The sequence below is a fragment of the Micromonospora sp. WMMD1155 genome (assembly GCF_029581275.1).
Taxonomy (GTDB): Bacteria; Actinomycetota; Actinomycetes; order Mycobacteriales; family Micromonosporaceae; genus Micromonospora.
On the sequence record NZ_CP120742.1, the window covers coordinates 4,277,538 to 4,299,184 of the forward strand.

Annotated in this window: 22 protein-coding genes; 11 read left to right on the top strand and 11 right to left on the bottom strand. The window is 73.6% G+C overall.

Annotated features, from left to right (window positions below; all coding sequences use genetic code 11):
- Positions 1–45: 45 nt before the first annotated feature.
- Positions 46–576, bottom strand: coding sequence for an SRPBCC family protein (locus O7617_RS19745; protein ID WP_282257282.1), 531 nt, complete (start codon positions 574–576; stop codon positions 46–48).
- Positions 577–888, bottom strand: a complete 312-nt coding sequence (locus O7617_RS19750) for a metalloregulator ArsR/SmtB family transcription factor (protein ID WP_282257283.1) — start codon at positions 886–888, stop codon at positions 577–579.
- A gap of 99 nt (positions 889–987) precedes the next feature.
- Here O7617_RS19750 and O7617_RS19755 point away from each other — a divergent pair, with 99 nt between their 5' ends.
- Entirely contained in the window at positions 988–1,917 is a 930-nt protein-coding gene (locus tag O7617_RS19755; RefSeq protein ID WP_282257284.1) for an LLM class F420-dependent oxidoreductase, read from the top strand.
- Positions 1,918–1,922: 5 nt separating this feature from the next.
- Here the strand turns inward: O7617_RS19755 and O7617_RS19760 are convergent, their stop codons facing one another.
- On the bottom strand, positions 1,923–2,345 hold the full coding sequence (locus O7617_RS19760; RefSeq protein ID WP_282257285.1) for a hypothetical protein: 423 nt from the start codon (positions 2,343–2,345) through the stop codon (positions 1,923–1,925).
- A gap of 120 nt (positions 2,346–2,465) precedes the next feature.
- Between O7617_RS19760 and O7617_RS19765 the strand changes: the two genes are divergently transcribed.
- Together O7617_RS19765 and O7617_RS19770 are read left to right on the top strand one after the other, a co-directional pair.
- Complete coding sequence (locus O7617_RS19765) at positions 2,466–3,218, top strand: hypothetical protein (RefSeq protein WP_282257286.1); 753 nt, start codon at positions 2,466–2,468, stop codon at positions 3,216–3,218.
- A complete protein-coding gene (locus tag O7617_RS19770; RefSeq protein WP_282257287.1) occupies positions 3,215–4,483 on the top strand; it encodes an FAD-binding protein in 1,269 nt (422 codons plus the stop codon). Before O7617_RS19765 ends, O7617_RS19770 begins: the two co-directional genes overlap by 4 nt.
- A 20-nt stretch (positions 4,484–4,503) precedes the next feature.
- Here the strand turns inward: O7617_RS19770 and O7617_RS19775 are convergent, their stop codons facing one another.
- Entirely contained in the window at positions 4,504–5,634 is a 1,131-nt protein-coding gene (locus tag O7617_RS19775; RefSeq protein WP_282257288.1) for a site-2 protease family protein, read from the bottom strand.
- A gap of 76 nt (positions 5,635–5,710) precedes the next feature.
- Positions 5,711–6,565, bottom strand: coding sequence for an alpha/beta fold hydrolase (locus tag O7617_RS19780; protein ID WP_282257289.1), 855 nt, complete (start codon positions 6,563–6,565; stop codon positions 5,711–5,713).
- Between the two features lie 171 nt (positions 6,566–6,736).
- Here O7617_RS19780 and O7617_RS19785 point away from each other — a divergent pair, with 171 nt between their 5' ends.
- The 4 genes from O7617_RS19785 to O7617_RS19800 are packed head-to-tail and all read left to right on the top strand — an operon-like array spanning position 6,737 to position 10,224.
- On the top strand, positions 6,737–7,636 hold the full coding sequence (locus O7617_RS19785; RefSeq protein WP_282257290.1) for an ABC transporter ATP-binding protein: 900 nt from the start codon (positions 6,737–6,739) through the stop codon (positions 7,634–7,636).
- A 1-nt stretch (position 7,637) separates the two neighbouring features.
- Positions 7,638–8,438, top strand: coding sequence for an ABC transporter permease (locus tag O7617_RS19790; protein WP_282257291.1), 801 nt, complete (start codon positions 7,638–7,640; stop codon positions 8,436–8,438).
- Positions 8,439–8,464: 26 nt separating this feature from the next.
- Positions 8,465–9,595 (top strand): histidine kinase, encoded by a 1,131-nt coding sequence (locus O7617_RS19795; RefSeq protein ID WP_282257292.1) that lies wholly within the window; start codon positions 8,465–8,467, stop codon positions 9,593–9,595.
- Positions 9,592–10,224, top strand: a complete 633-nt coding sequence (locus tag O7617_RS19800; protein WP_282257293.1) for a response regulator transcription factor — start codon at positions 9,592–9,594, stop codon at positions 10,222–10,224. The genes O7617_RS19795 and O7617_RS19800 overlap by 4 nt, the downstream gene beginning before the upstream one ends.
- A gap of 24 nt (positions 10,225–10,248) precedes the next feature.
- Here O7617_RS19800 and O7617_RS19805 read toward each other — a convergent pair whose 3' ends face one another.
- Positions 10,249–11,157, bottom strand: coding sequence for a L,D-transpeptidase (locus O7617_RS19805; protein WP_282257295.1), 909 nt, complete (start codon positions 11,155–11,157; stop codon positions 10,249–10,251).
- Between the two features lie 201 nt (positions 11,158–11,358).
- On the opposite strand from O7617_RS19805, the gene O7617_RS19810 reads away from it, so the two are divergent.
- Genes O7617_RS19810 through O7617_RS19825 form a run of 4 tightly spaced genes read left to right on the top strand, consistent with a single transcriptional unit; the run spans position 11,359 to position 16,064 of the window.
- On the top strand, positions 11,359–12,993 hold the full coding sequence (locus O7617_RS19810; RefSeq protein ID WP_282257296.1) for a ferric reductase-like transmembrane domain-containing protein: 1,635 nt from the start codon (positions 11,359–11,361) through the stop codon (positions 12,991–12,993).
- Entirely contained in the window at positions 12,993–14,456 is a 1,464-nt protein-coding gene (locus O7617_RS19815; RefSeq protein WP_282257297.1) for an NADH-quinone oxidoreductase subunit NuoF family protein, read from the top strand. Before O7617_RS19810 ends, O7617_RS19815 begins: the two co-directional genes overlap by 1 nt.
- 52 nt (positions 14,457–14,508) lie before the next feature.
- On the top strand, positions 14,509–15,174 hold the full coding sequence (locus tag O7617_RS19820) for a redoxin family protein (RefSeq protein ID WP_282257298.1): 666 nt from the start codon (positions 14,509–14,511) through the stop codon (positions 15,172–15,174).
- Positions 15,171–16,064 (top strand): cytochrome c biogenesis CcdA family protein, encoded by an 894-nt coding sequence (locus tag O7617_RS19825; RefSeq protein ID WP_282257299.1) that lies wholly within the window; start codon positions 15,171–15,173, stop codon positions 16,062–16,064. Before O7617_RS19820 ends, O7617_RS19825 begins: the two co-directional genes overlap by 4 nt.
- 84 nt (positions 16,065–16,148) lie before the next feature.
- Here the strand turns inward: O7617_RS19825 and serS are convergent, their stop codons facing one another.
- From serS to O7617_RS19850, 5 genes are all read right to left on the bottom strand, one after another.
- Positions 16,149–17,435, bottom strand: coding sequence for a serine--tRNA ligase (gene serS / locus O7617_RS19830; protein ID WP_282264800.1), 1,287 nt, complete (start codon positions 17,433–17,435; stop codon positions 16,149–16,151).
- Between the two features lie 85 nt (positions 17,436–17,520).
- Positions 17,521–18,585: a MerR family transcriptional regulator gene (locus tag O7617_RS19835; protein WP_282264801.1), complete on the bottom strand. Its 1,065-nt coding sequence runs from the start codon at positions 18,583–18,585 to the stop codon at positions 17,521–17,523.
- 43 nt (positions 18,586–18,628) lie between these two features.
- Positions 18,629–19,810: a saccharopine dehydrogenase NADP-binding domain-containing protein gene (locus O7617_RS19840; protein WP_282257300.1), complete on the bottom strand. Its 1,182-nt coding sequence runs from the start codon at positions 19,808–19,810 to the stop codon at positions 18,629–18,631.
- Between the two features lie 50 nt (positions 19,811–19,860).
- Positions 19,861–21,015, bottom strand: coding sequence for an alcohol dehydrogenase catalytic domain-containing protein (locus tag O7617_RS19845; protein ID WP_282257301.1), 1,155 nt, complete (start codon positions 21,013–21,015; stop codon positions 19,861–19,863).
- Positions 21,012–21,521 carry a hypothetical protein gene (locus O7617_RS19850; RefSeq protein ID WP_282257303.1) on the bottom strand — a complete coding sequence of 170 codons (510 nt, stop codon included), beginning with the start codon at positions 21,519–21,521 and terminating at the stop codon, positions 21,012–21,014. Before O7617_RS19850 ends, O7617_RS19845 begins: the two co-directional genes overlap by 4 nt.
- Positions 21,522–21,647: the final 126 nt, after the last annotated feature.

Below are 21,647 nucleotides of genomic sequence, written 5' to 3' on the forward strand. Positions count from 1 at the left end.
CGGTCCCGGCGGCTCCGGGTGCCCGGGGCCGCCGGGGCGACACCGTCAGCCCTCACCGAGCCGTTCGGCGTACGCGTCGCGCAGCTCGGACCACCCGAAGTCCTTGGCCTCCGCGCCACGGATCGGGCCGATCGGGTCGCCGTCGAGCAGCCGGTCGGCGACGTCGAGGCAGAGGTGCCAACCGGCCGTGACCATCGGCAGCATGCCCTGGTCGGCGACGGTGTGTCGCAGGGTGAGCCGGGTGCCGTCGCCCAACGGGCTCAGTTCCCAGCGCAGCAGGTCGTCGCCCCAGGTGTACTCCAGCAGGTGTGGCGGCTCGGCCCGGCGTACCGTCGTCGGGTCCTCCTGGGTGGCCTCGCCGTCGACGAGGGTGAGCACGGCGGCGCCGGTGTGGCCGAGATCGCGGTCGGCGAGGAACGGCGCCCACTGCGCGAGCCGGCTCGGGTCGGTCAGTGCCGCCCAGACGGTGGTCGGCGGATGCCGCAGGTCGCGGACGAAGACCAGGGTCACGGCGTCGCCGGTCGGCTCGGTGCGTACCTCGGCGGGTGGGCTCGGGCGGAACGTATCGCGGTCCATTCACTGCTCCTGACTGTCGAGGTGCTGTTCCAGGGCGTCCAGGTGTCGGGCCCACAGTCGGCGGTACGGGTCCAGCCAGCCGTCGACGGCCCGCAGCGGGCCCGGATCGAGGCGGTAGATCCGCTGTCGGGCGGCCGTCCGGCAGGTGACGAAGCCGGCGTCACGAAGCACCCGCAGGTGTTTGGAGACGGCCGGCTGGCTGACCCCCAGGCCGTCGACCAGCTCGCCGACGCTGCGTTCGGCGTCGCGAAGCTGATCGAGGATCCGGCGCCGGGTGGGCTCGGCGAGGATGGTGAAGGCGTCGGTGGACACGCCCCCTAATATGCCTCTTCAGTCATATGTTCGTCAAAGCATATGGGCGGGGGTCCCGTCCCGACGTGGGCACCACCGTTCGCTCCCTATGCTCGGATCATGGAACTGCGGATCTTCACCGAACCCCAGCAGGGCGCCGACTACGACCAGTTGCTCGCCGTCGCCCGCTGCGCCGAGGACGCCGGCTACGGCGCGTTCTTCCGGTCCGACCACTACCTCAGGATGGGCGAGGGGACCGGCGACCCCGGCCCGACCGACGCGTGGACCACGCTGGCCGGGCTGGCCCGGGACACCAGCCGGATCCGGCTCGGCACGTTGATGACCGCCGCGACCTTCCGGCTACCCGGCCCGCTGGCGGTCACCGTGGCGCAGGTCGACCAGATGAGCGGCGGTCGGGTGGAGCTGGGCATCGGCACCGGCTGGTTCGCCGAGGAGCACACCGCGTACGGCATCCCGTTCCCGCCGTTGGCCGAGCGGTTCGACAGGCTGGAGGAGCAGCTCGCGGTCATCACCGGTCTCTGGTCCACGCCGGTCGGCGAACGGTTCGACCACTCCGGCCGGTACTACCCGGTGAGCGGCTCGCCCGCGTTGCCGAAGCCCGTGCAGCAGCCACGCCCACCGATCCTGCTCGGCGGGATGGGCCCGAAGCGCACCCCTCGGTTGGCCGCCCGCTACGCCGACGAGTTCAACCTGCCGTTCGCCTCGGTGCCGGACAGTGCCGCGCAGTTCGACCGGGTCCGCGCGGCCTGCGCCGAGATCGGCCGGCAACCGAACGAGTTGGTCTGGTCCAACGCCCTGGTGCTCTGCTGCGGGCGTGACGACGCCGAGGTGGCCCGTCGGGCCGCCGCGATCGGCCGTGAGCCCGACGAGCTGCGGGCCAACGGCCTGGCCGGAACCCCCGGTGAGGTCCTGGACACCATCGGCCGGTACGCGGAGATCGGCAGCGAGCGCATCTACCTCCAGGTGCTCGACCTCGGCGACCTGGACCACCTGGAGTTGGTCGCCGGTGAGGTGATGGCGAAGCTCTGACCCGGTCAGGCGCGGTGGGCGCCCGTACCGACCCCGTTCGCGTCGCCCAGCACGGTGTCCAGGCGACCGTCCCGATCGCTGTCCACATAGGTGATGTCCGGGATCCCGTCGCCGTCCACGTCGATCTGGACGACGTCGGCGACGCCGTCACCGTCGAGGTCGGTGACCACCTCCACCGAGCCGTCCAGGTGTCGGGTCACGATCGACTGGGCGCCCGGCGAACGTGGCGGTGGCCCGGGCACCGGCACCGGCGTCGGGGCCGGCGCGGGTGCCGGTGTGGGTCGGGGGCCGGGCGTGGGCGACGGGTGGCTCGACACCCCGCCCGCCGGTGGCGCACTGGCCTGCTCGACGCCGGTGCCGGTCGGGTCCAGCTCCTCCTCGGAGGGGAAGACGTCACCTCGTGCGGCCGGATCGCGGTAGCTGCTCATGGGCGTAGGGTTCCCCGACGACGACGAGAACAACCGTGCCCGATCGACCGGTGTCCCTGGTGCCCGGTCTGGCGGAAGATGTCGGGACCGACGCCACGGTCATGAACGGGGGGTCCGAGCGTGGAACTGCGCCGGAATCGGGGGGCCCGTGCGCTCGCCCTGGTGTGCGTACTCGGTGGTGTGCTTCTGTTGGTCTATCCCAGCGACGGCCAGCTGCTCCGGACGGTCATCGCCGTGGGGGCGATCGGGCTGGGCGCGGTCGCGCTGGTCAGCGCGCTGCGGCCGTTCCGGTTCGGGATCCACGCGGAGGGGCTCAGCATTCGGCGACCCGGCCTGCGCCGGGAGATCCGGTGGGACGAGGTCGACACGCTGGTCCTCGACGAGCCGCCCCGTCGCGACGGCTACGCGACACCGCCGCGACTGTTGCTGGTTCCTGTGCAGGGTGTGCCGCGTGAGCTGGTCACCGCCCGGCACCCGGTCGACGGCCGTCCGGCGATCGAGCTGCTCGTCCTCGACCAGGTGCGCGAGCAGCCCGAGCAGGTGTCCGCCGCTCTCGCCCGCCATGCCGGGGACCGTTTCGTCGACCTGCTCGCGCTGCGTCGTGACGCCTTCGCCACCCCGGATCTCACGGTCGGGCTGCGCGGCTACCAGATGGGCCGGGTCGACCGGTTGATCCGACGCGGGCAGGACGCCCTGATGTCCGGGGACGCGTCGGCCCGGCAGGCGGCCCGGGGGGAGATCGAACGCGCCACCGCCGCCGGTCTGCCGATCGCCCAACGTGGTTACAGCACGTTCCAGACGGATACGGTTCTGGACGCCCTCGTCGCCGCGTTGGCCGAGAACCAGTCCACCGATCGGGAGACCGCTACATGACCGAGCAGGGACCGCAGGCCGCAGCTCCCGAGGTGCCGCGCCGCAACTGGGCCGGCAACGTGCGGTACGCCGCCCGGGCGTTCCACCGACCGACCTCCACCGACGAACTGCGCCGGCTGGTCGCGGGCAGCACCCGGCTCCGCGCGGTGGGCAGTGGGCACTCCTTCAACCGTTTCGGCGACACCGACGGCGACCTGGTCAGCCTCTCCGGGCTGCCCCCGGCCGTCGAGGTGGACCACGAGCGCGGGCAGGTCACCGTGAGCGGCGCGATGCGCTACGGCGACCTCGCCGGACATTTGCAGACCCAGGGGTTCGCGTTGGCGAACCTCGCCTCGCTGCCGCACATCTCGGTCGCCGGGGCTGTGGCCACCGCCACCCACGGCTCCGGTCAGGCCCACGGCAACCTGGCCGGCGCGGTCGCCGGTCTGGAGCTGGTCACCGCCGACGGCGACCTGCTGCGGGTCGACCGCGACACCGACCGGTTCGCCGGCATGGTGGTGGGGCTCGGCGCGCTCGGCCTGGTCACCCGAGTAACGCTGGACGTGGTGCCGACGTTCGATCTGCGCCAGTACGTGCGGCTCGACCTCGACCGGGCGGCGCTGGACGAGGCGCTCGGCTCGGCGTACAGCGTGAGTGTCTTCACCGACTGGCGTACGCCCCGACTGCGTGAGGTGTGGCGCAAGCAGGCAGCCGACCAGCCGCCGCCCCCGGCGGACTGGCTCGGCACCACAGCCGCCGACCAACCACGGCACCCGGTGCTCGGGATGCCACCGGAGAACTGCACACCCCAACTCGGTGAGCCCGGCCCGTGGCACGAACGGCTGCCGCACTTCAAGCTCGGCTTCACCCCGAGCAGCGGCGACGAGTTGCAGTCCGAGTACCACGTGCCGCGTACGGCGGCGGCTGACGTGCTGGCCGCCCTGGACGACGTGGCGCACCTGATCGCCCCGGTGCTGCTGGTGTGCGAGCTGCGGACGGTGGCGGCGGACGAGCTGTGGCTCAGCCCGAACCACCGGCGGGACAGCTTCGTCGTGCACTTCACCTGGATCGGCGACACCGCCGCCGTGCTGCCCGTGGTGGCCGCCGTGGAGGAGCGCCTGGCGCCGTTCGCGCCCCGCCCGCACTGGGGCAAGGTCTTCGTCACCGACCCGGCCGAGTTGGCCGCCCGCTACCCGAGGTACGCCGACTTCGCCGCGCTCCTGGCCGACCTGGACCCGAAGAACAAGTTCCAGACCGACCTCCTGAACCGCTACTTCCCCCGCTGACCCCAAAGAATGAGAGAGCGTCAGCGGGCGCCGGTGAGGGTGTTGCGTTGGACCGCCCGGGCGATGTCGCTGGGGGAGACGATGCCGGTCAGGCGGCCGTCGTCGCCGACCACCAGGGCTCGACCATCGGCGCACTCGCTGAGGCGGGGGAGCAGGTCGTTGAGCTGTTCACCCGGTCGGGCGAGCACCAGGTCGTCGGCCCGGCAGGCCACCTCCGCGAGGGTGGTCGACGCCCGCCGGTCGGCCGGCACGCCCCGTACCCGGTCGACGGTGACCAGGCCGATCGGTCGGCCGTCCTCGGTCAGCGGCAACGCCGAATGCCGGTACGCGAAGAGGTAGTGGTCGACGAAGTCGGCGACGGTCACCTCCGCCGAGACGGTCTGCGGCTGCGGGGTCATCACGTCGCCCACCCGGATGCCGCGTAGCGCGTTTCCGGTGCGGGCCTGCCGCTCCTCCATCCCGGCGGCACCGATCAGGAACCAGCCGATCAGGGCCAGCCACAGGCCACCGAAACCGACCCCGGACAGGAACTGCCACAACCCGAGGCCGATCAGCAGCACACCCAGCACCCAGCCCGCGCGGGCGGCGACCACCGAAGCCCTGGTCCGGTCACCGGTGGCCTTCCAGACCGCGGCGCGCAGCAGTCGGCCGCCGTCCAGGGGCGCGGCGGGCAGCACGTTGAAGACGGCCAGCAGCACGTTGATGCCGGCCAGCCACGCCACCGCCCCGAGCAGCAAACCACCCTGCCCGGCCAGCGCGAGCAGCGCGGCCACGGCACCGAAGAACGCGCCGATCAGGAGGCTGACCAGCGGGCCGACGCCGGCGATCCGCAGCTCCGCGCCCGGGTCGCGCGGCTCGCCCCGCAACTCGGCCACCCCGCCGAACAGCCACAGCGTGATGCCGTCGACGGTGAGCCCGTTGCGCTTGGCCACCACCGCGTGCGACACCTCGTGGGCGAGCAGACCGACGAAGAAGACCACCGCCGCGGCCAGGCCGGCGAGGGTGTACGCCACGGGCGAGCGGTCCGGGTACGAACGCGGGAACTGGTTGGCGGCCAACCCCCACGCGATCAGCGCGAAGATGACCAGAACGCTCCAGTTGACGCCGACCGGCACTCCCGCGACCCGACCGATCCGGAAACTCGCCCTCATCCCGTCGGGATACCCCCGTCGGTCGCCGACATGCCGCTTGGTCAGAGGCATCCGTTGATCAGCGGGGGCCCCCCGTTCAGCGGCGGGGGGTTTCGCTGGCGATGGTCGCCTCGCGGGGGAGCGCCGCCGCGCGCAGCGGCCAGTCGAGCGCGTAGTCGGCGATCTCCTCCCAGCCGTCCTGCCCCACGGTGAAGTGGGTTCGGCCGGGGAACTCCTGGTACGCGGTCAGTGCCCGGGACTTCTGGTAGAGCCCCGCGTTGGCGCGGACCACCGACGCCGGTACGACGTGGTCGTTGTCGCCGGCCATCAGCAGCAGCGGAGGTCGGTCGTCGCGGCCGACGTCGACCCGGGCGGGTGAGCGCGGGTCGACGTTGGCGAAGGCGCCTTCGAAGAACACCCGACCGGCGCCGGGGACGGCGTAGCGCTGCCAGGCCCGGTCGGAGTCCTCGCGACTCATGGCGTTGCCGAACGTGTAGGCGAAGTCGTCCGGGGTGAACGGGACGGCCTTGCCCCGGTTGGCGGGGCTGCGCAGGATCGGGAAGCCGGAGCGCAGCTGGCTCAGCGGCACCTTGAGCACGCCCTTCACCGCCGCCGGGTGCACCCCCACCACCGCGGCGCCGAGACCCCGGTCGGCGAGGACCTGGGCGAACAGGCCGCCGAACGAGTGTCCCATGATGATCGGCGGCCGGGGCAGGGCACGGATGATCTTGTCGTAGTGCGCCACGATAGTGGCCATGCTCTGTTCGGCGATCGGGCCGGGATCGTCCCGCAACTGCTCCACGGACCGGTCCATCCCGGGCCACGCGGGGGTGATGACGTGCATCCCGCGCGCGGTGTACCGCTCGGCCCACCTCTCCCAACTACGCGAGGTCATCCAGAGACCGTGGATCAGCACGACCGTGTCGACCTGGCCCTGCGGCGTGGCACCCATCGAGTCCTCCCGGTTCGGCGGCGTCCGGCCCGGCGGTTACCCGCTGCCGCGCCCGCAATGCCTGCCCAGGCTGTTCCGGCAGGACGCCGCGAACGGCCCTGACAAATGTCACGGCCGGGACGTGACGGCCGCTCCAGGCACCGGGGTACGCGCCACCGGAGCATTACCGGCATGACCAGTACGCATCCGGCTGTCGAGTTGGACGGCCTCACCAAGTCCTTCGGCGCGGTCACCGCTGTCGACGGGTTGAGCCTGCGGGTGCAGCCCGGCGAGGTGGTGGCCTTCCTCGGCCCGAACGGCGCGGGCAAGACCACCACGATCGACATGCTGCTCGGGTTGGCCCGCCCGGACGCGGGGACCGTCCGCCTCCTCGGCGGCACGCCGGACAGCGCGGTGGCCCAGGGTCGGGTCGCCGCCGTGCTGCAGACCGGCGGGCTGCTCAAGGACCTGACCGTGGGCGAGACGGTCGAGATGACCGCCCACTTCTACCGACACACCCGTCCGGCGGCCGAGGTGTTGGTGCGGGCCGGCATCGCCGACATCGCCGGGCGGGTGGTCGGGCGCTGCTCCGGGGGGCAGCAGCAGCGGCTGCGCTTCGCGCTGGCCCTGCTGCCCGACCCGGACCTGATGGTGCTCGACGAACCGACCACCGGCATGGACGTGGAGGGTCGCCGGGACTTCTGGCAGGCGCTGCGCCGTGACGCCCGGGCCGGACGGACCGTCATCTTCGCCACCCACTACCTGGACGAGGCGGACGCGTACGCCGACCGGATCGTGCTGGTCCGGCAGGGGCGCGTGGTCGCCGACGGCACCACCGCGCAGATCAAGAACCTGGCCGCCGGCCGTACGGTGCGGGCCACCCTGCCCGGTGCCGACCAGGCCGCACTCGCCGCGCTGCCCGACGTGGACGCCGTGGAGGTACGTGGCGACAGCGTGCTGGTGCGCACCGGCGACTCGGACGCCGTCGCCCGGCACCTGCTCACCCGGACCGCCGCCCGGGACGTGGAGATCACCTCCCGCAACCTCGAGGACGCCTTCCTCGCCCTGACCACCGCGCAGACCGGAGCCTGAGATGACCACTCTGTCGGCCACCCCGAACCGCACCGCCGAGCCGGACCGTCGGCTGCCCGCCCTGGGCGGGTTCTCCCCGGGAGTCCTGCGCATCGAGCTGCGCCGGGTGCTGCGCAACCGCCGTACCCTCGCCTTCACGCTGATCATGCCGGGCGTCTTCTTCCTCATCTTCGGTCTGCCGCAGGGCGGGCAGCACCTGGACAACGGTCGCCCGGTGACGGCGTACGTCATGATCAGCCTGGCCGTGTACGCGGCCATGGTGGCGACCACCAGCGCCGGTGGCGCGGTGGCCACCGAGCGGGCGCTGGGCTGGAGCCGTCAGTTGCGGCTCACCCCGCTGCGTCCGAGCGCGTACGTGGCCACCAAGCTGGCCACGGCGATGGCCCTCGGTCTGCTCGCTGTCGTCGTCGAGTTCCTGGTGGGCGCGGCGGCCGGCGTCCGCGTTCCGGCGTCCGTCTGGCTGGTGTCCGGGCTCGCCGCCTGGATCGGTTCGCTGGTCTTCGCCGCGTTCGGGCTGTTCGTCGGCTACCTGGCGCCGGCCGAGAACGTCATGCAGTTCATCGGCCCGATCCTGGCCGTGCTGGCCATGTTCGGCGGGCTGTTCGTGCCGGTCGAGGTGCTGCCGGAGGTGCTACAGCACGTCGCGACGTTCACACCGGTGTACGGCGTGGGGGTGCTGGCCCGCGCCCCACTGACCGGCGACGGGGTGAGCATGGCGGCGGTGGCCAACATCGTGGTCTGGGCGCTGGTCTTCGGCGTCGGTGCGGCTCGGCTGTTCCGCCGGGACACCGGGCGGGTCTGACCGGCCGGGCCGATAGCGTGGACCCGATGGACCTCTCGACGGGGCAGCTCTGGCCGGTGAACCGCCACTGGCGGTTCACCGGTTGGCTGCTGGCCGCGGTCTGGCTGTTCTTCCTCAACGTGCCGCTCGCCACCGCGCTGCGCCAACCGGAGCCGTGGCGACGGATCCTCGGTGTGGTCGCCCTGGTCGTGTTCAGCGTCGGCTACGTGCTGCTGTTCCAGTGGGCCCGCAGGCGGCGTCAGTCGCTGCTGCCGATCCCGGCGGGCCGGGCGCGGGTCGCGTTGGCGCTGCTGTTCGCGGTGGGCTTGGCCAGTCTCCCGGGCACCGGCGGGGACTGGCTGGCCACCGTGGTCTACGTGGCCGCGGCGGCGGTGTTCCTGTTGCCGCGGTGGGAGGCGTTGGCCACCGTGCTGCTCTGCGCGGTGACCCCGGTGCTGGCGTCCTGGCTGGTGCCGGGGTGGGAGGCGGAGAAGGGCATCGTCTTCGCCGTGCTGCTCGCCTCGTTCGCCATGTTCGGGTTCTCCCAGTTGGCTCAGCGCAACAGCGAACTCCGGGCCGCCCAGCAGGAGATCGGCCGGCTCGCGGTCGCCGAGGAGCGGGCCCGCGCCGCCCGCGACCTGCACGACATCCTCGGGCACTCGTTGACCGTGGTGGCGATCAAGGCCGAGTTGGCCGGCCGTCTGATTGAGGTCGACCGGGACCGGGCCGCCGTCGAGATCGCCGAGGTGGAGGCGCTGGCCCGGGCCGCGCTGGCCGACGTGCGGCAGACCGCTGGGGCGTACCGCGAGGTCAGTCTCGGCGCGGAGCTGGCCGGCGCCCGCTCCGCGCTGGCCGCGGCGGGCATCGCGGCGGACCTGCCGGTCGAACTGCCCGAGCTGCCGGAGGAGTGGGACCGGTTGTTCGGTTGGGCGGTACGGGAAGGGGTGACCAACGTGGTCCGGCACAGTGGGGCGCGGTGCTGCGTGATCCGGGTGCACCCGGATCGGGTCGAGATCAGTGACGACGGGCGTGGTCCGTCCACTCCCGACGCGAGTGGGCACGGGCTGGTCGGCCTGCGGGAGCGGGCGCGGCGGCTGGACGCGGCGGTGACCGTCGGTCGCCGGCCGACGGGCGACGGCTTTCTGCTGCGGGTGCACACCCGGGAGGCGGCCCGGTGAGCGGCGGTCCGACGCCGATCCGGCTGTTGCTCGCCGACGACCAGGCGCTGGTCCGGGGCGCGTTGGCCGCGCTGCTCTCGTTGGAGCCGGACCTGACCGTGGTGGCCGAGGTCGGCCGGGGCGACGAGGTGGTGCCGGAGGCGCTGCGCAGCACACCCGACGTGGCCCTGTTGGACGTGGAGATGCCCGGCCTGGACGGGATCGCGGCCACCACCGCGTTGCGGGCCGCGTTGCCGACCTGCCGGGTGCTGGTGGTGACCACCTTCGGGCGACCCGGCTACCTGCGCCGGGCGATGGAGGCCGGCGCGAGCGGTTTCGTGGTCAAGGACACCCCGGCCCGACAGCTCGCCGACGCGGTCCGCCGGGTGCACGCTGGTCTGCGGGTGGTCGACCCGACGCTCGCGGCCGAGACCCTGGCCACCGGCGTCAGCCCGTTGACCGAGCGGGAGACCGAGGTGCTGCGTACGGCCCGGGGCGGTGGCACGGTCGCGGACCTGGCCGGGGTGCTGCACCTCTCCGAGGGGACGGTGCGCAACCACCTGTCGGCGGCGATCGGTAAGACCGGCGCACGCAACCGGGCCGACGCGATCCGGGTCGCCGAGCAGAACGGTTGGCTGCTCGGCGACTGAACGGCGGGTCTCGCCGCGGGGCGCTCAGGCGGTCGGCGGCGGGGTGGGCAACCGGTCGACCACGACCAGGCTGCTGCCGGGGCGCACCTCGGCGAGCAACTCCCGCTGACCGGAGCGGGTCAGCCGGATGCAGCCGTTCGTGGTGTTCTCGCCCAACTCGTCGTCATTGTGCCAGGTGTGCACGCCGATGTGCGCGCCCCGCAGCCCGGCCGGCACCGACTCCGGGTCGTCGGGCACCGACCCGAGCGCGTAGATGTCCACGCCGCCGTAGACCGACTCCGGCGGTGGGGTGCGGCCCAGGATGAAGGTCCGTCCGAGTGGGGTCTCCTGCCCCGCCTGGCCGAGGCTGACCTCCCACGAGCGCACCGCCTTGCCGGCCCGGTACCAGGTGAGGCGGTGGACCGCGCGTTCCACCACGATCTGGTCGCGCAGCGGCACGGTGTCGAACCCGCCCGGCGGCAGCCAGGCGAGCCGCCGATTGGCCGAGGGCAGCAGGACTGCCGTCCAACCGGCGTGCCGGTCGGCGATCGGCATGGTCAGCTCCACGCCTCGGATCGTCGGTTCGAGGAAGGCACGCGGACGACCGCCGGGCGCGTCGTACGCGGCGATCCGCTTCGTCGGGTGCGCGCCCTCGGTCAGCGGCGTGGTGTCCATGGTGGCCGGGTCGGCGGGGAACCCACCGGGGGCCGGGTCGTAGTCGACCACCGGCAGTCCCGCCGGGGCGGGTGCGGCCGGGGGGATCGACTCCTCGGCGTTCTGCTCGACGCTGCCCGGCGTCGGGTCGGCTGCCGTGACGACCCGTTCGGGGGCCGTCGAGTTCGGAGTGAGGGCCTGGTCGATCAGCAGAGCGGTCACCAGCAGCACGGGGACGGCGATCGCTGCGGTCACCCAGACACCACGACGGCGGTACGGCTTCTTTCCGTCAAACGACACCAAACGACTGTATCGGACAAAGTGCTGCTAAGTGGAGGTCCTTCCCGCACGAAATCGATAAAACGGGGTGCTCTGTGGCCCATGTGGGCGGCGCAACGCACGACGGCACCACTCGGTTCGATCTCGACCCAGAAATTTTCGGCAGTGGGTGATCCGCGCGCCCCGTCCGTCCGTACTGGATGGGGGAGCAGGGGTCGGCCGGTGGTACGCCGCCGCGAGACGATCGAGGAGCAGATGGCCCGGGCACAGCAGGACAAGAAGGCGGCCACCGTCCGGACCAGCGCCAGCAGTCGGGGGGTGCGAACCCCCTCGAGGCCGGCGGTCGGCATGCTGATCGCGTCGGCGCTCGCCGCGCTCTGGGCGGCGGTCATGCTGACCGGCGCTGGACAGAAGGCGTACGCGTACGGCTTCTTCTTCACCGAGTTCTTCGCCGGGGTGATCTCCCTGGTGGCGTTGAGCCTGACCGTGATGCTCGGTCTGCTCGCCACCGACCGGCTGGTGCTGCGCATCCCGCACCGGGTGCTGATGCAGTCGGCGCACCGCGCCACCGGTGTGCTGGGCGTGGCCGGGCTCGGATTCCACGTCCTCACCAAGGTCGCCACAGGTCGGGCGGCGGCGACCGACGCGGTGGTGCCGTTCGTCGGTGGCCGAGGGCTGTACGTCGGGCTCGGCACGGTGGCCGCCCTGCTCATGGTCAGTGTGATCTGGACCGGAATCATCCGGGCCCGCTTCGCCGACGTCGGTCCGAAGTGGCTGTGGCGCGCCCTGCACTCCGTCGCGTACCTGGCCTGGCCCTTCGCCGTGCTGCACGGCCTCAACGCCGGTCGGGCCGCAGCGCCCTGGGTGATGTTCAGCTACCTGGGCTGCATCCTGCTGGTGGTGCTGGCCCTGCTGGTGCGGCTCTCGGTCAGCCTCGGTCGGCGCAGCCGCGAACAGCACCAGGCGGCGGCGCGCAACGCCGCGATGGCCGGTCGGGCCGGTGACGCGAAGGCCGCTCGGTCGCTGCTTGCCGGGTTGGGTCGGCGCAGCAACTCCGCCGCGGAGAAGCGTCCCGCCTGGGCGGACACCACCACCGCCACCTGGGCCGCCCCGCCCGCGCGGCGCGACCCCGAACGGTTCACCGTCCCGGTGGTGCCCGAGCCCGGCTCCCTCGTGGAGCCGACCCGGCCCAGCCGACGCCGACGCGAGGAGGAGCCGGCCGCCCGCCGCGACACCGAACGGTCGTCCCGTAGCCGCCGCGGCGAGGCGGAGCCCACCACCCGCCGGTCGCCCCGCCGCGGCGTCGAGGAGACCGACACCCGCCGACGCGACGAGGAGGAGTTGCAGCCGGTGGCCCGGCGACGTGGCTCGCGTACCCGGGACGAGGAGGCTTCGGCCGGTCGGCGACGCGCCGAGGAGTCGGCCGCCGAGCGACCCAGCCGCCGGTCCCGCCGTGAGGACGAGGACAGCCGGTACTCGGCCCCGCCGCTGCCGACGCCCGAGCCCGAGGAGCCGTGGGACAGCCCGCGCCGGTGGCAGGCCGCCGAGCCGATCTCCGCCGGCCCGGTCTCCGCAGAGCCGATCTCCAGCAGCCCGATCTCGGCGACGCCGCGCAGCGGCAGCGGCCGGCACAGCGCGGAGGACGACCTGCCGGAGGAGCCGGACTACTGGCGTCCGCCGGCCCGGTACGTGCCGGACGAGGTGCCGCCGGTCGACGACACGCCGACGCTGGTCGACCTGGCCTCACGTCGCGCCAAGCGGGCCGCCGGTGAGGGCCGCTCCGCCAAGCGCCGCAAGGCCAGCGCCGACGCGGTGGACGGGGCGTACTGGGCTGGGCTGCGGGGTGAGGCGAAGTGATGCGGACGGCTGTGCCACCGGTCGCCTGCGTGGGCGAGCCGCGGCTGACCGCCGGCTTCGCCGAGTACGGTCGGCTCGACCTGGCCGCCCACGAGGAGGTGCACGGCCCGATCGGCCCGATGGAGCCGGCGCAGCTGCTCCGGCTCGCCGAGGGCATGCAGCTCAAGGGCAAGGGCGGGGCGGGTTTCCCGTTCGCCCGCAAGATGCGGGCCGTGCTGGAGTCCTGCGAACGGCAGGACCTCGCCGCCGTCGTGGTGGTCAACGCCACCGAGGGTGAGCCGGCCAGCTGGAAGGACAAGGTGCTGCTGACCCGGGCACCGCACCTGATCCTGGACGGCGCGGCGCTGGCCGCGTACGCGCTGGACGCCGACGAGATCGTCATCGGGGTGGCCGACGACGGGGTCGGCAAGGACTCGCTGATGGAGGCCCTCGATGAGCGCCGGATGCCGGTGATGACGACGATCGTCACCGTGCCGCACCGGTTCATCTCCGGTGAGGGCGGCGCGCTCGTCAACGGGATCAACGGGCTGCCGCACATCCCACCCGGCACCAAGAAGCGTTCCAGCGACTCCGGGGTCAGCGGCCTGCCCACCCTGCTGTCCAACGCCGAGACGTACGCCCAGCTCGCGATCGGTGCGCGACTCGGCCCGTACGAGTACGCGGCGCTCGGCACCGACGACGAGCCGGGCACGGTGCTGCTCACCGTGACCGGCGCGGCCGGTCGACCGGCCGTGGTGGAGTGCACCGCAGGCATGCCGCTGCGCGACGTCCTGGACCTGTGCGAGGTCCCGGACGTGCAGGGCATCCTGATGGGCGGCTACCACGGCAAGTGGATCACCCCGGAGGCGGCGGAGAAGGCAGAGGTGTCCCGCAGGGGTCTGGCCGCGGTCGGCGGCACCCTCGGCGCGGGCATCATCATCCCGGTCGGTGTCGACACCTGCCCGCTCGGCGAGGCCGCGCAGGTGGTGCGTTACCTGGCCGGGGAGTCCGCCGGCCAGTGCGGACCGTGCAAGATGGGCCTGCCGGATCTGGCCCGCGCGGTGGACCTGGCGGTCGCCGGTAGCCAACCGGCGGACGTGGTGCGGGCCGCCGCCGGCGAGGTGAGGGGCCGGGGTGCGTGCAGTCACCCGGACGGCACCGCCCGGTTCGCGCTCTCCGCGATCGAGGTCTTCGCCGAGGACCTGCGGCTGCACAGCACCGGCGACGGTTGCGGCCGACGGGTCAAGGGCGTGATGGGGCTGCCGGGCGCACCGGACGCGAACCCGCAGAAGCTCACCCTGGACTGGTCGCGGTGCGACGGGCACGGGCTCTGCGCGCACGTCGTACCGGACTTCATCCGGCTGGACGCGAACGGATACCCGGCCTTCCCGGCCACCCCCGTGCCGACCTGGCTGCGGGAGGGGGCGCTGAAGGCGGTCAAGGTCTGCCCCGAGTTGGCCCTCCGACTCGCCAAGGCCGAGTAGGTAGGCCCCAGGTCCAGCAACGGTCCCTTCCGGACCGGAGACGGAGAAGCGGATGCGGATCAGCAGGACGTGGACGGCGGCCGGGCAGCTGCGCCGCTGGACAGCGGCCGGACCGGTACGTCGTGGCGCCACCGCTGGGGCGCTCGTGGTGGCCCTGTTCGGCGTCGCCGCCTGCACCGGCACCGCGCCGGGCGGACCCACCGCCGCCGGATCGGCCCCGGCCTCGACCGGTGCCGCACCGACCGCGACACCGTCCCCGCCGACCGCCTCGCCCACCCCGACCGGCGGACCGCCGGCCGCCGCGGCGCAGGTCCCGGACGTCCTGCGCTTCACCGGGACCACCCTCACCGGTGCGGCGTTCGACGCGGCGCAGCTCGCCGGCAAGCCGGTGGTGCTGTGGTTCTGGGCGCCGTGGTGCGCCACCTGCGCCAGTCAGGCGTGGACGGTGGCCGAGATCGCGCCGAAGTACCGGGACACCGTGCCGATAGTCGGCGTCGCCGGGCTGGGCGAGCAGCGGGCGATGAAGGAGTTCGTCACCGAGTTCGAGCTCGCCGGGACGACCCAGGTCGACGACCGCAAGGGTGCGCTCTGGAAGCGGTTCAAGGTGACCGAGCAGAGCATCTTCGTGATCATCGACCGGACCGGTGCTGTGGTCCACCAGGGCTTCCTGGACGGTGAGGCGCTCAGCGCCCGCGTCGCCGCCCTGGCCGGGGCGTGACCGCCGCGCTGCTGCTCGCGCTGACCGCCGGCATGCTCGGCGCGGTCAACCCGTGCGGCTTCGCGCTGCTGCCCGCGTACCTCTCGCTGTTGGTCGCCGGAGCGTCGGACACTCGCGGCGCGGTCGGCCGCGCGCTCACCGCGGCGGCCGGGCTGACAGTGGGGTACGTGCTGGTCTTCGGCGCGTTCGGCCTGGCGCTCGCGCCGCTGGCCGGCTGGCTGCGGCCCCGCCTGCCGTGGCTGACCGTGACCCTCGGTGTGCTGCTGGTGCTGGCCGGTTGCTGGCTGCTCGCCGGACGGCGACTGCCCACCCTCGGCCGGTCGGCCCGAGCGCCCCGGCTGACCCGGTCCTGGCCGTCGATGGCCCTGTTCGGCGCGGCCTACGCGTTGGCGTCGCTCGGCTGTGCCATCGCCCCGTTCCTGGCCATCGTGGTGACCAGCCTCCAGGCCGGTTCGACCGGGCGTGGGCTGGCGCTGTTCGGGGCGTACGCCCTCGGGATGGGTCTGGTGGTCGCGGTCGCCGCGCTCGGGGTGGCGCTGCTGCGCGACGGGCTGGTGGCGCGGCTGCGCGTCGCCGGGGCGTTGGTGCCCCGGCTCAGCGGTCTGATGCTGCTGGTGGCCGGTGGTTACGTCGCGTGGTACGGCTGGTACGAGCTACGGCTGGCCGCCGGCCGCCGCGACGCCCTGCACGATCCGGTCATCCGAACGGCCGCCCAGGTTCAGCGAGCCCTGGCCGACACTGTGGATCGGGCCGGCCCAACGGTTCTGCTGGCCGCCCTGGCCCTGCTCCTCCTGACCGCGCTCCTGGCGAAGCGCGCCCCCCACCGCCCGCCCCCAGCCTCCGTCGATCATGACGTTAGCGCCCCGACACGCCGGGGTGACGGGCGATAACGTCATGATCGACCGCCGGAACGGGCTGCGGAGCTGAGGGCGGCGGGGCTGGTGCGATCCGCACCAACCCCGCCGCCGACTGATTCAGCGCAGGGGCGTCAGCCGGTCGGTGCCCAGGCGCTCCTGGAGGACCTTCGGGACCAGGACGCTGCCGTCGGCCTGCTGGTACTGCTCCAGGATGGCCGGGAAGAGCCGGCTGGTGGCCAGCGCGGAACCGTTGAGCGTGTGCACGAAACGGGTCTGCTTGCCGCCCGGCTCGCGGTAGCGGATGGCGGCCCGACGCGCCTGGTAGTCACCGGCCCAGGAGACCGACGACACCTCCTTGTACTTCCCGGTGCTCGGCATCCACACCTCGATGTCGAGCGTCTTCTTCATCGAGGCGCTGGCGTCGCCGGCCGAGAGCAGCGTGCGCTGGTAGTGCAGGCCCAGCCCTTCGACCAGGCTCTCCGCGTGGGCGAGCATCTCCTCCAGCGCGGCGTCGGCCTGCTCCGGAAGGGTGAACTGGAAGATCTCCACCTTGTTGAACTGGTGGCCCCGCACGGTGCCGCGCTCGTCCGAGTGCGAGCCGGCCGACTCCCGCCGGTAGCACGGCGTGTACGCGAACGCCTTCAGCGGCAGCTTCGGCGTCTCCAGGATCTCGTCCTGGTACGCGCCGAGGATCGCCGTCTCCGACGTCGGCAGCAGGAACTGGCCGCGCGGGGCGGACGCCGAGTCGAGGTGGTAGACGTCGTCGTAGAACTTGGGGAACTGCCCGGCGGCGAAGCCGGCCGAGTCCAGCAGCAGGTGCGGCGGGAGCAGGAACTCGTAACCGGCCCGGATGTGCTGGTCGACGAAGTAGTTGAGCAGCGCCCACTCCAGCCGGGCGCCGATGCCGGTGTAGATCCAGAAGCCGGACCCACCGAGCTTGACCCCGCGCTCGTAGTCGACCAGGCCCAGCGCCCGGCTCAGCTCCACGTGGTCGCGGACCTTCTCGATCACCGGCGGCTCGCCGAAGGTCTTCACGACCTGGTTGGCTTCCTTGCCGCCGGCCACGACGTCGTCGCTGGGCAGGTTGGGCAGCTCGCTCATCGCGTCGCGCAGTCGGGCCTGCACCTCGTCGAGCTGGGACTCCAGGTCGGCGAGCTGCCGACGTTCGGCATCCGGTGCGACGACCTGCGGCTCCTCGCCGGCACGCAACGCCTGCGCGTACGCCCGGGCCTCCGCCTTGCGACGTTGCCGCTCGGCGTCGATCTCCGTGATCAGTGCGCGTCGTTCCTGGTCGAGCCGCTGGATCTCGTCCAGGGATCGGGTGACCTCGGCGGGATCCAGTCGCTTCGCCAGCGCGGTCGCCACCGCCTCGCGATCCTTCCGGATCAACTCCATGTCGAGCATGCTGCTCCGTACGCCTCCGTCCGGGGTCACAGGTGAACCACCAGATGCTACCGTCGCGGCCCCGTCGGGCCGGGACGGGGAGGTTCTACAGCCGGATCGGCATCAGCACCGAGTAGGTGTCCGCGTCGTCCGTCCGGCGTACGGCCAGCGGGGCGATCGGCCCGTCCAACTCCAGCACCAGTTGCGACGCGCCGGTCGCGTTCAACGCGTCCAGCAGGTAGCCGCCGTCCACCCCGACCCGCAGCGTGTCCGAGGTCAGCTCGCTGTCGGGGAGCAGCCGCAGGACACCGGCGTCGTCGACGCCGAGCACGGTGACCGTCCGCGCCGTGCCGTCGTGGTCGCGGGCGACGGTGGGCGCCGCCGGGTCGGACAGCGCGGCGCGCAGCGCCGCCACGTCCACCGGGATGCGACGGGCGGTGGGCCGCTCGCCGACGGCCTGGCGCACCAGTCGGCGGTAGTCCGGGAAATCGTACGGCAGGGCGGTGCCGGTCAGCGTCCGTCCGGCCACCAGCACCCGCAGGTCCGCGCCCGCCACGGTCAGCCGTACCGGCCGGGCGTCGGCGGCGGTGAGCAGCACCCGGACCTGGTCGACGAGGTCGACGGGGGCGAACGCCCGCACCGGGGGACCGTCGACGTCGGCCCCGGCCCGGGCCAGCGCGAGCCGGTACCGGTCGGTGGCGACCAGCCGCACGCCGTCGGACTCCACGTCGAGCAGCACGCCGGAGAGCATCGGCAGCTCCGGGTCCGTGCCGACGGCGAAGCGCACCGCGTCGAGCGCGGCGGCCAGGTCGGCGGGGGAGAGCAGCAGCGTGGTGCTGGTCGGCGGGGTCGGGTCGACGAGTGCCCGCAGCCGGGTCACCTCACGGCGGGCGTCGGCGAGCCCGTCGACCAGCCGACGCAGGTGCGTGTCGAGCAGCCGGTGCACCGCCGTCGGCTCGGCGCGTACCGCGGCGGCGATCTCCGGAACCGGCATGCCGATGCGGCGCAGCCCGGCCACCAGGCGGGCCGGCGCGACCTGCTCGTCGGTGTACCAGCGGTAGCCGGTCACCGGGTCGACCAGCGCCGGTTGCAGCACCCCCGCCGAGTCGTAGAAGCGCAGCGCGCTGACCGTCAGACCACTGGCCCGGGCCAGCTCACCGATGCTGTGCAGGTCGCTCACGCCGGGCATCCTCCCCCCTCGACCCGGTCGAGGGTCAAACCGAGGGGCCCAGCACCCGGAAGGTGAGCCCGGCCCGGACGAGCCGGTCGAGCAGCGCGTCACCCATCGCGGCGACCGGGGTGAGCTGCCCGGCGCTCGGCGGCAGGTCGTCGAGCGCCAGGCAGAGCGCCGACTCGCCGAGCATCTTCGCCGTCTCGTCGTAACCCGGGTCGCCGCCGGCCACCTCGGTGACCACCCGACGTCCGCCGCCGGTGCCGACGAACCGCACCCGGAACCAGGACGCGGCCCGCTGCTCGGCGGTCGGCCCCTGCCCGGAGGAGAGCCGACCGAGCAGCCACCGTCGAGTCGGTGGCAGCTTCACCAGCCCGATCAGCGCGCCCAGCCCGGCCGCACCGGCCAGCACGGTGGGCAGCCGCTTCATCGCAGCGAAGTGCCGGTAGCGGAAGTCCGGGCCGTACTCCGGTCGGGTCGCGGCCGAACGGCGGACCACCTGCGGGTCGATGGTCGGCAGCGGGACCGCCCAGATGCCCAGCTCGGCGGAGCGGGCCAGCCGGCCGGGTACCGCCCGGACCCGACGGTCGGTGGGGCGCGGCTCCACCGCGCGGCGGTCCCGGGCGGCCCGACCGGCCTGCGCCGTGCGGGAGAACGCAGTGAGCGCGGAATGGTACGTGCCGGCGGAGAACCGACCACCGGCGCGTACGTAACCGTCCACGGTGATCGGCACGTCGGCGGGCAGGTGCTTGACAGTGAACCAGGCCCCCAGGTCGTGCGGGATCGAGTCGAACCCGCAGGCGTGCACCAGCCGCGCCCCGGTGCGGGTCGCCTCGTCGTGGTGGCGCACGTACATCAGGTCGACGAACTCCGGCTCGCCGGTGATGTCCAGGTAGTCGGTGCCGGCCCGACTGCAGGCCGCGACCAGCGGCTCCCCGTGGTGGATGTACGGCCCGACCGTGCTGGCCACGACGCGGGCGCTCTCGGCCACCGCGCGTAGCGAATCGGCGTCGGTCACGTCGGCGGTCAGGAGCGGCAGCTCGGCCAGCGTCGGGTCGATCGCCGCGAGCCGTGCCCGGACGGCGGCGAGGCGCTGCCGGTCACGCCCGGCCAGCGCCCAGCGCAGCCCGGCCGGCGCGTGCCGGGCCAGATATTCGGCGGTCAACCCTCCGGTGAACCCGGTCGCCCCGAACAGCACCACGTCGTACGTCCGCTCGCCAGTCATCCTCGGAGTCTGCCATTCGTGGCCCCCGATGGCCGATCGCGACGAGGCCGTCAGGGCGTGAACACGGCCCGCACGCAACCGTCGGTCCGGTCCCGGAACAACGCGTACCCGTGCGGGCCCTGCTCCAGCGGCAGCCGGTGGGTGGCCAGATGCTCGGTCCGCAGCTCGTCGCGGGCCATCCGGTCCAGCAGCATCGGCACGTCGCGCAGGTCCGGCCGACGTACCCCGCGCAGCGTCAGCCGACGGTCGGTGACCGTGCCCAGCGGAAACGCGTCGACGAAGCCGCCGGTCGCGCCGAGCACCACCACCACACCGCCCTTGCGGCAGGCGTACACGGCTTCCCGCAGCGCGTCCGGTCGGTCGGCGGTGTGGCCACCACCACCGAACCGGTCGGCAGACGATCGGGCGGGCGTCGGGCCGGAGGCCACCACGCACACGTCCGGACCGCGTCCACCGCTGCGGTCACGTAGCTCCGCGGCGACGTCGGTGCGGTGGTAGTCCAGCGGCTCCGCGCCGCAGTGCCGCTCGGCCATCCGCAGCCGCTCCTCGTGGCGGTCCACCACCAGCACCCGCGCGGCCCCACGCAGCACCGCCGCCCGGGCGGTCAACTGGCCCACCGCACCGGCGCCCCAGATCGCCACCACGTCGCCGTGGCGGACCGCACCCACCTCGGCCGCGAGCCACCCGGTCGGCGCCGCGTCGGCGGCGAACACCGCCCGATCGTCGTCGACCGCGTCCGGCACCCCGAACGCCCCCACGTCGGCGTACGGCACCCGCACGTACTCGGCGTGACCGCCGGCGAATCCGCCCGCCGCCCGGGGTCGGCCGAAGCACCCCGCGTCGGAGTGCCTCCGGTCGGGGTCCGCGCTCGCCAGGTCGGCGCTGGCGTTGTCGCAGCAGGAGTGCAGGCCCTGACGGCAGTACCAGCAGCCACCGCAGGCGACGCTCGCGCCGACGACGACCCGGTCGCCGGTGCGGTGCCGGCGCACCGCGGGCCCGACCTCGACCACCTCGCCCAGGAACTCGGCCCCGAGCACGTCACCGGCTCGCAGCAGCGGGTCCCGGCCGGCCAGCAGCGGCAGGTCACCGCCGCAGGTGGCGCTGCGCCGCACCCGGACGATGACGTCCCGCTCGTTGCGCAGCTCCGGGTCGGGCACCTCGCGTACCGCCACCTCGTCGGCGGCCACCCAGCACAGCGCCCTCACCCGCGCACCCCGGGGCGGTCCAGCGCGGACCGGTCCGCGCGCAGCACCTCGCCGGCCTCCACGCGCTGCTTGACCTGGCGCAACGTCCGTCGTACCAGCAGCGCGGGGTCGTCGCCGACCAGGTGCGCGGCCAACCCGGCCGGTGCGGGTCCGCCGACCAGCGGGCGGGCGGCCAGCTCCGTGCCCCGGTCGCCGGGCGCCGGGCGCACCCGCACCTCGATCGCCCCGCCCAGGCGGCGCAGCGGTTCCGGCCAACGGCCGTCCGGGAGCACCTGCTCGGGCGGCCGGTCGACAGTCACCACCTCCCACCGGGCCGGCGCGACGGGGTCGCCGTCCGCGCCGGTCCGGCCCCGCGCGGGGGCACTCGGCCAGGCCCGCGTGGCGGCACCGCCGTCCGCGCCCGGCCGACCCCGCCACCGGGGTACGCGCAGCGAGCGCGCTGCCCGGGCGAGCGCCCCGCTGCCGAAGGCGGGTCCCGTCCGCGCCAGCCGTCCCATCGGTCCCACCCGTCCTCCCTGTCCACGTCCCTCGATCGTCGGTGCCGGTCGGGTGAAGCGTGCTCGCCCGGAAGGGGTGAACCGCCCACCGCCGGGTAACCGCTCGCCGACCGGGGGCGGAACGTGCGGTGGGGG

What these genes read in the sequence shown, in the direction of transcription:
- O7617_RS19755 (WP_282257284.1), top strand. Translation starts at nt 988, where the DNA reads ATGGAACTGCGGATCTTCACCGAACCCCAGCAGGGCGCCGACTACGAC.
- O7617_RS19840 (WP_282257300.1), bottom strand. Translation starts at nt 19,810, where the DNA reads ATGACTGGCGAGCGGACGTACGACGTGGTGCTGTTCGGGGCGACCGGG.
- O7617_RS19780 (WP_282257289.1), bottom strand. Translation starts at nt 6,565, where the DNA reads ATGGGTGCCACGCCGCAGGGCCAGGTCGACACGGTCGTGCTGATCCAC.
- O7617_RS19790 (WP_282257291.1), top strand. Translation starts at nt 7,638, where the DNA reads ATGACCACTCTGTCGGCCACCCCGAACCGCACCGCCGAGCCGGACCGT.
- serS (WP_282264800.1), bottom strand. Translation starts at nt 17,435, where the DNA reads ATGCTCGACATGGAGTTGATCCGGAAGGATCGCGAGGCGGTGGCGACC.
- O7617_RS19820 (WP_282257298.1), top strand. Translation starts at nt 14,509, where the DNA reads ATGCGGATCAGCAGGACGTGGACGGCGGCCGGGCAGCTGCGCCGCTGG.
- O7617_RS19815 (WP_282257297.1), top strand. Translation starts at nt 12,993, where the DNA reads ATGCGGACGGCTGTGCCACCGGTCGCCTGCGTGGGCGAGCCGCGGCTG.
- O7617_RS19745 (WP_282257282.1), bottom strand. Translation starts at nt 576, where the DNA reads ATGGACCGCGATACGTTCCGCCCGAGCCCACCCGCCGAGGTACGCACC.
- O7617_RS19785 (WP_282257290.1), top strand. Translation starts at nt 6,737, where the DNA reads ATGACCAGTACGCATCCGGCTGTCGAGTTGGACGGCCTCACCAAGTCC.
- O7617_RS19760 (WP_282257285.1), bottom strand. Translation starts at nt 2,345, where the DNA reads ATGAGCAGCTACCGCGATCCGGCCGCACGAGGTGACGTCTTCCCCTCC.
- O7617_RS19775 (WP_282257288.1), bottom strand. Translation starts at nt 5,634, where the DNA reads ATGAGGGCGAGTTTCCGGATCGGTCGGGTCGCGGGAGTGCCGGTCGGC.
- O7617_RS19770 (WP_282257287.1), top strand. Translation starts at nt 3,215, where the DNA reads ATGACCGAGCAGGGACCGCAGGCCGCAGCTCCCGAGGTGCCGCGCCGC.
- O7617_RS19795 (WP_282257292.1), top strand. Translation starts at nt 8,465, where the DNA reads ATGGACCTCTCGACGGGGCAGCTCTGGCCGGTGAACCGCCACTGGCGG.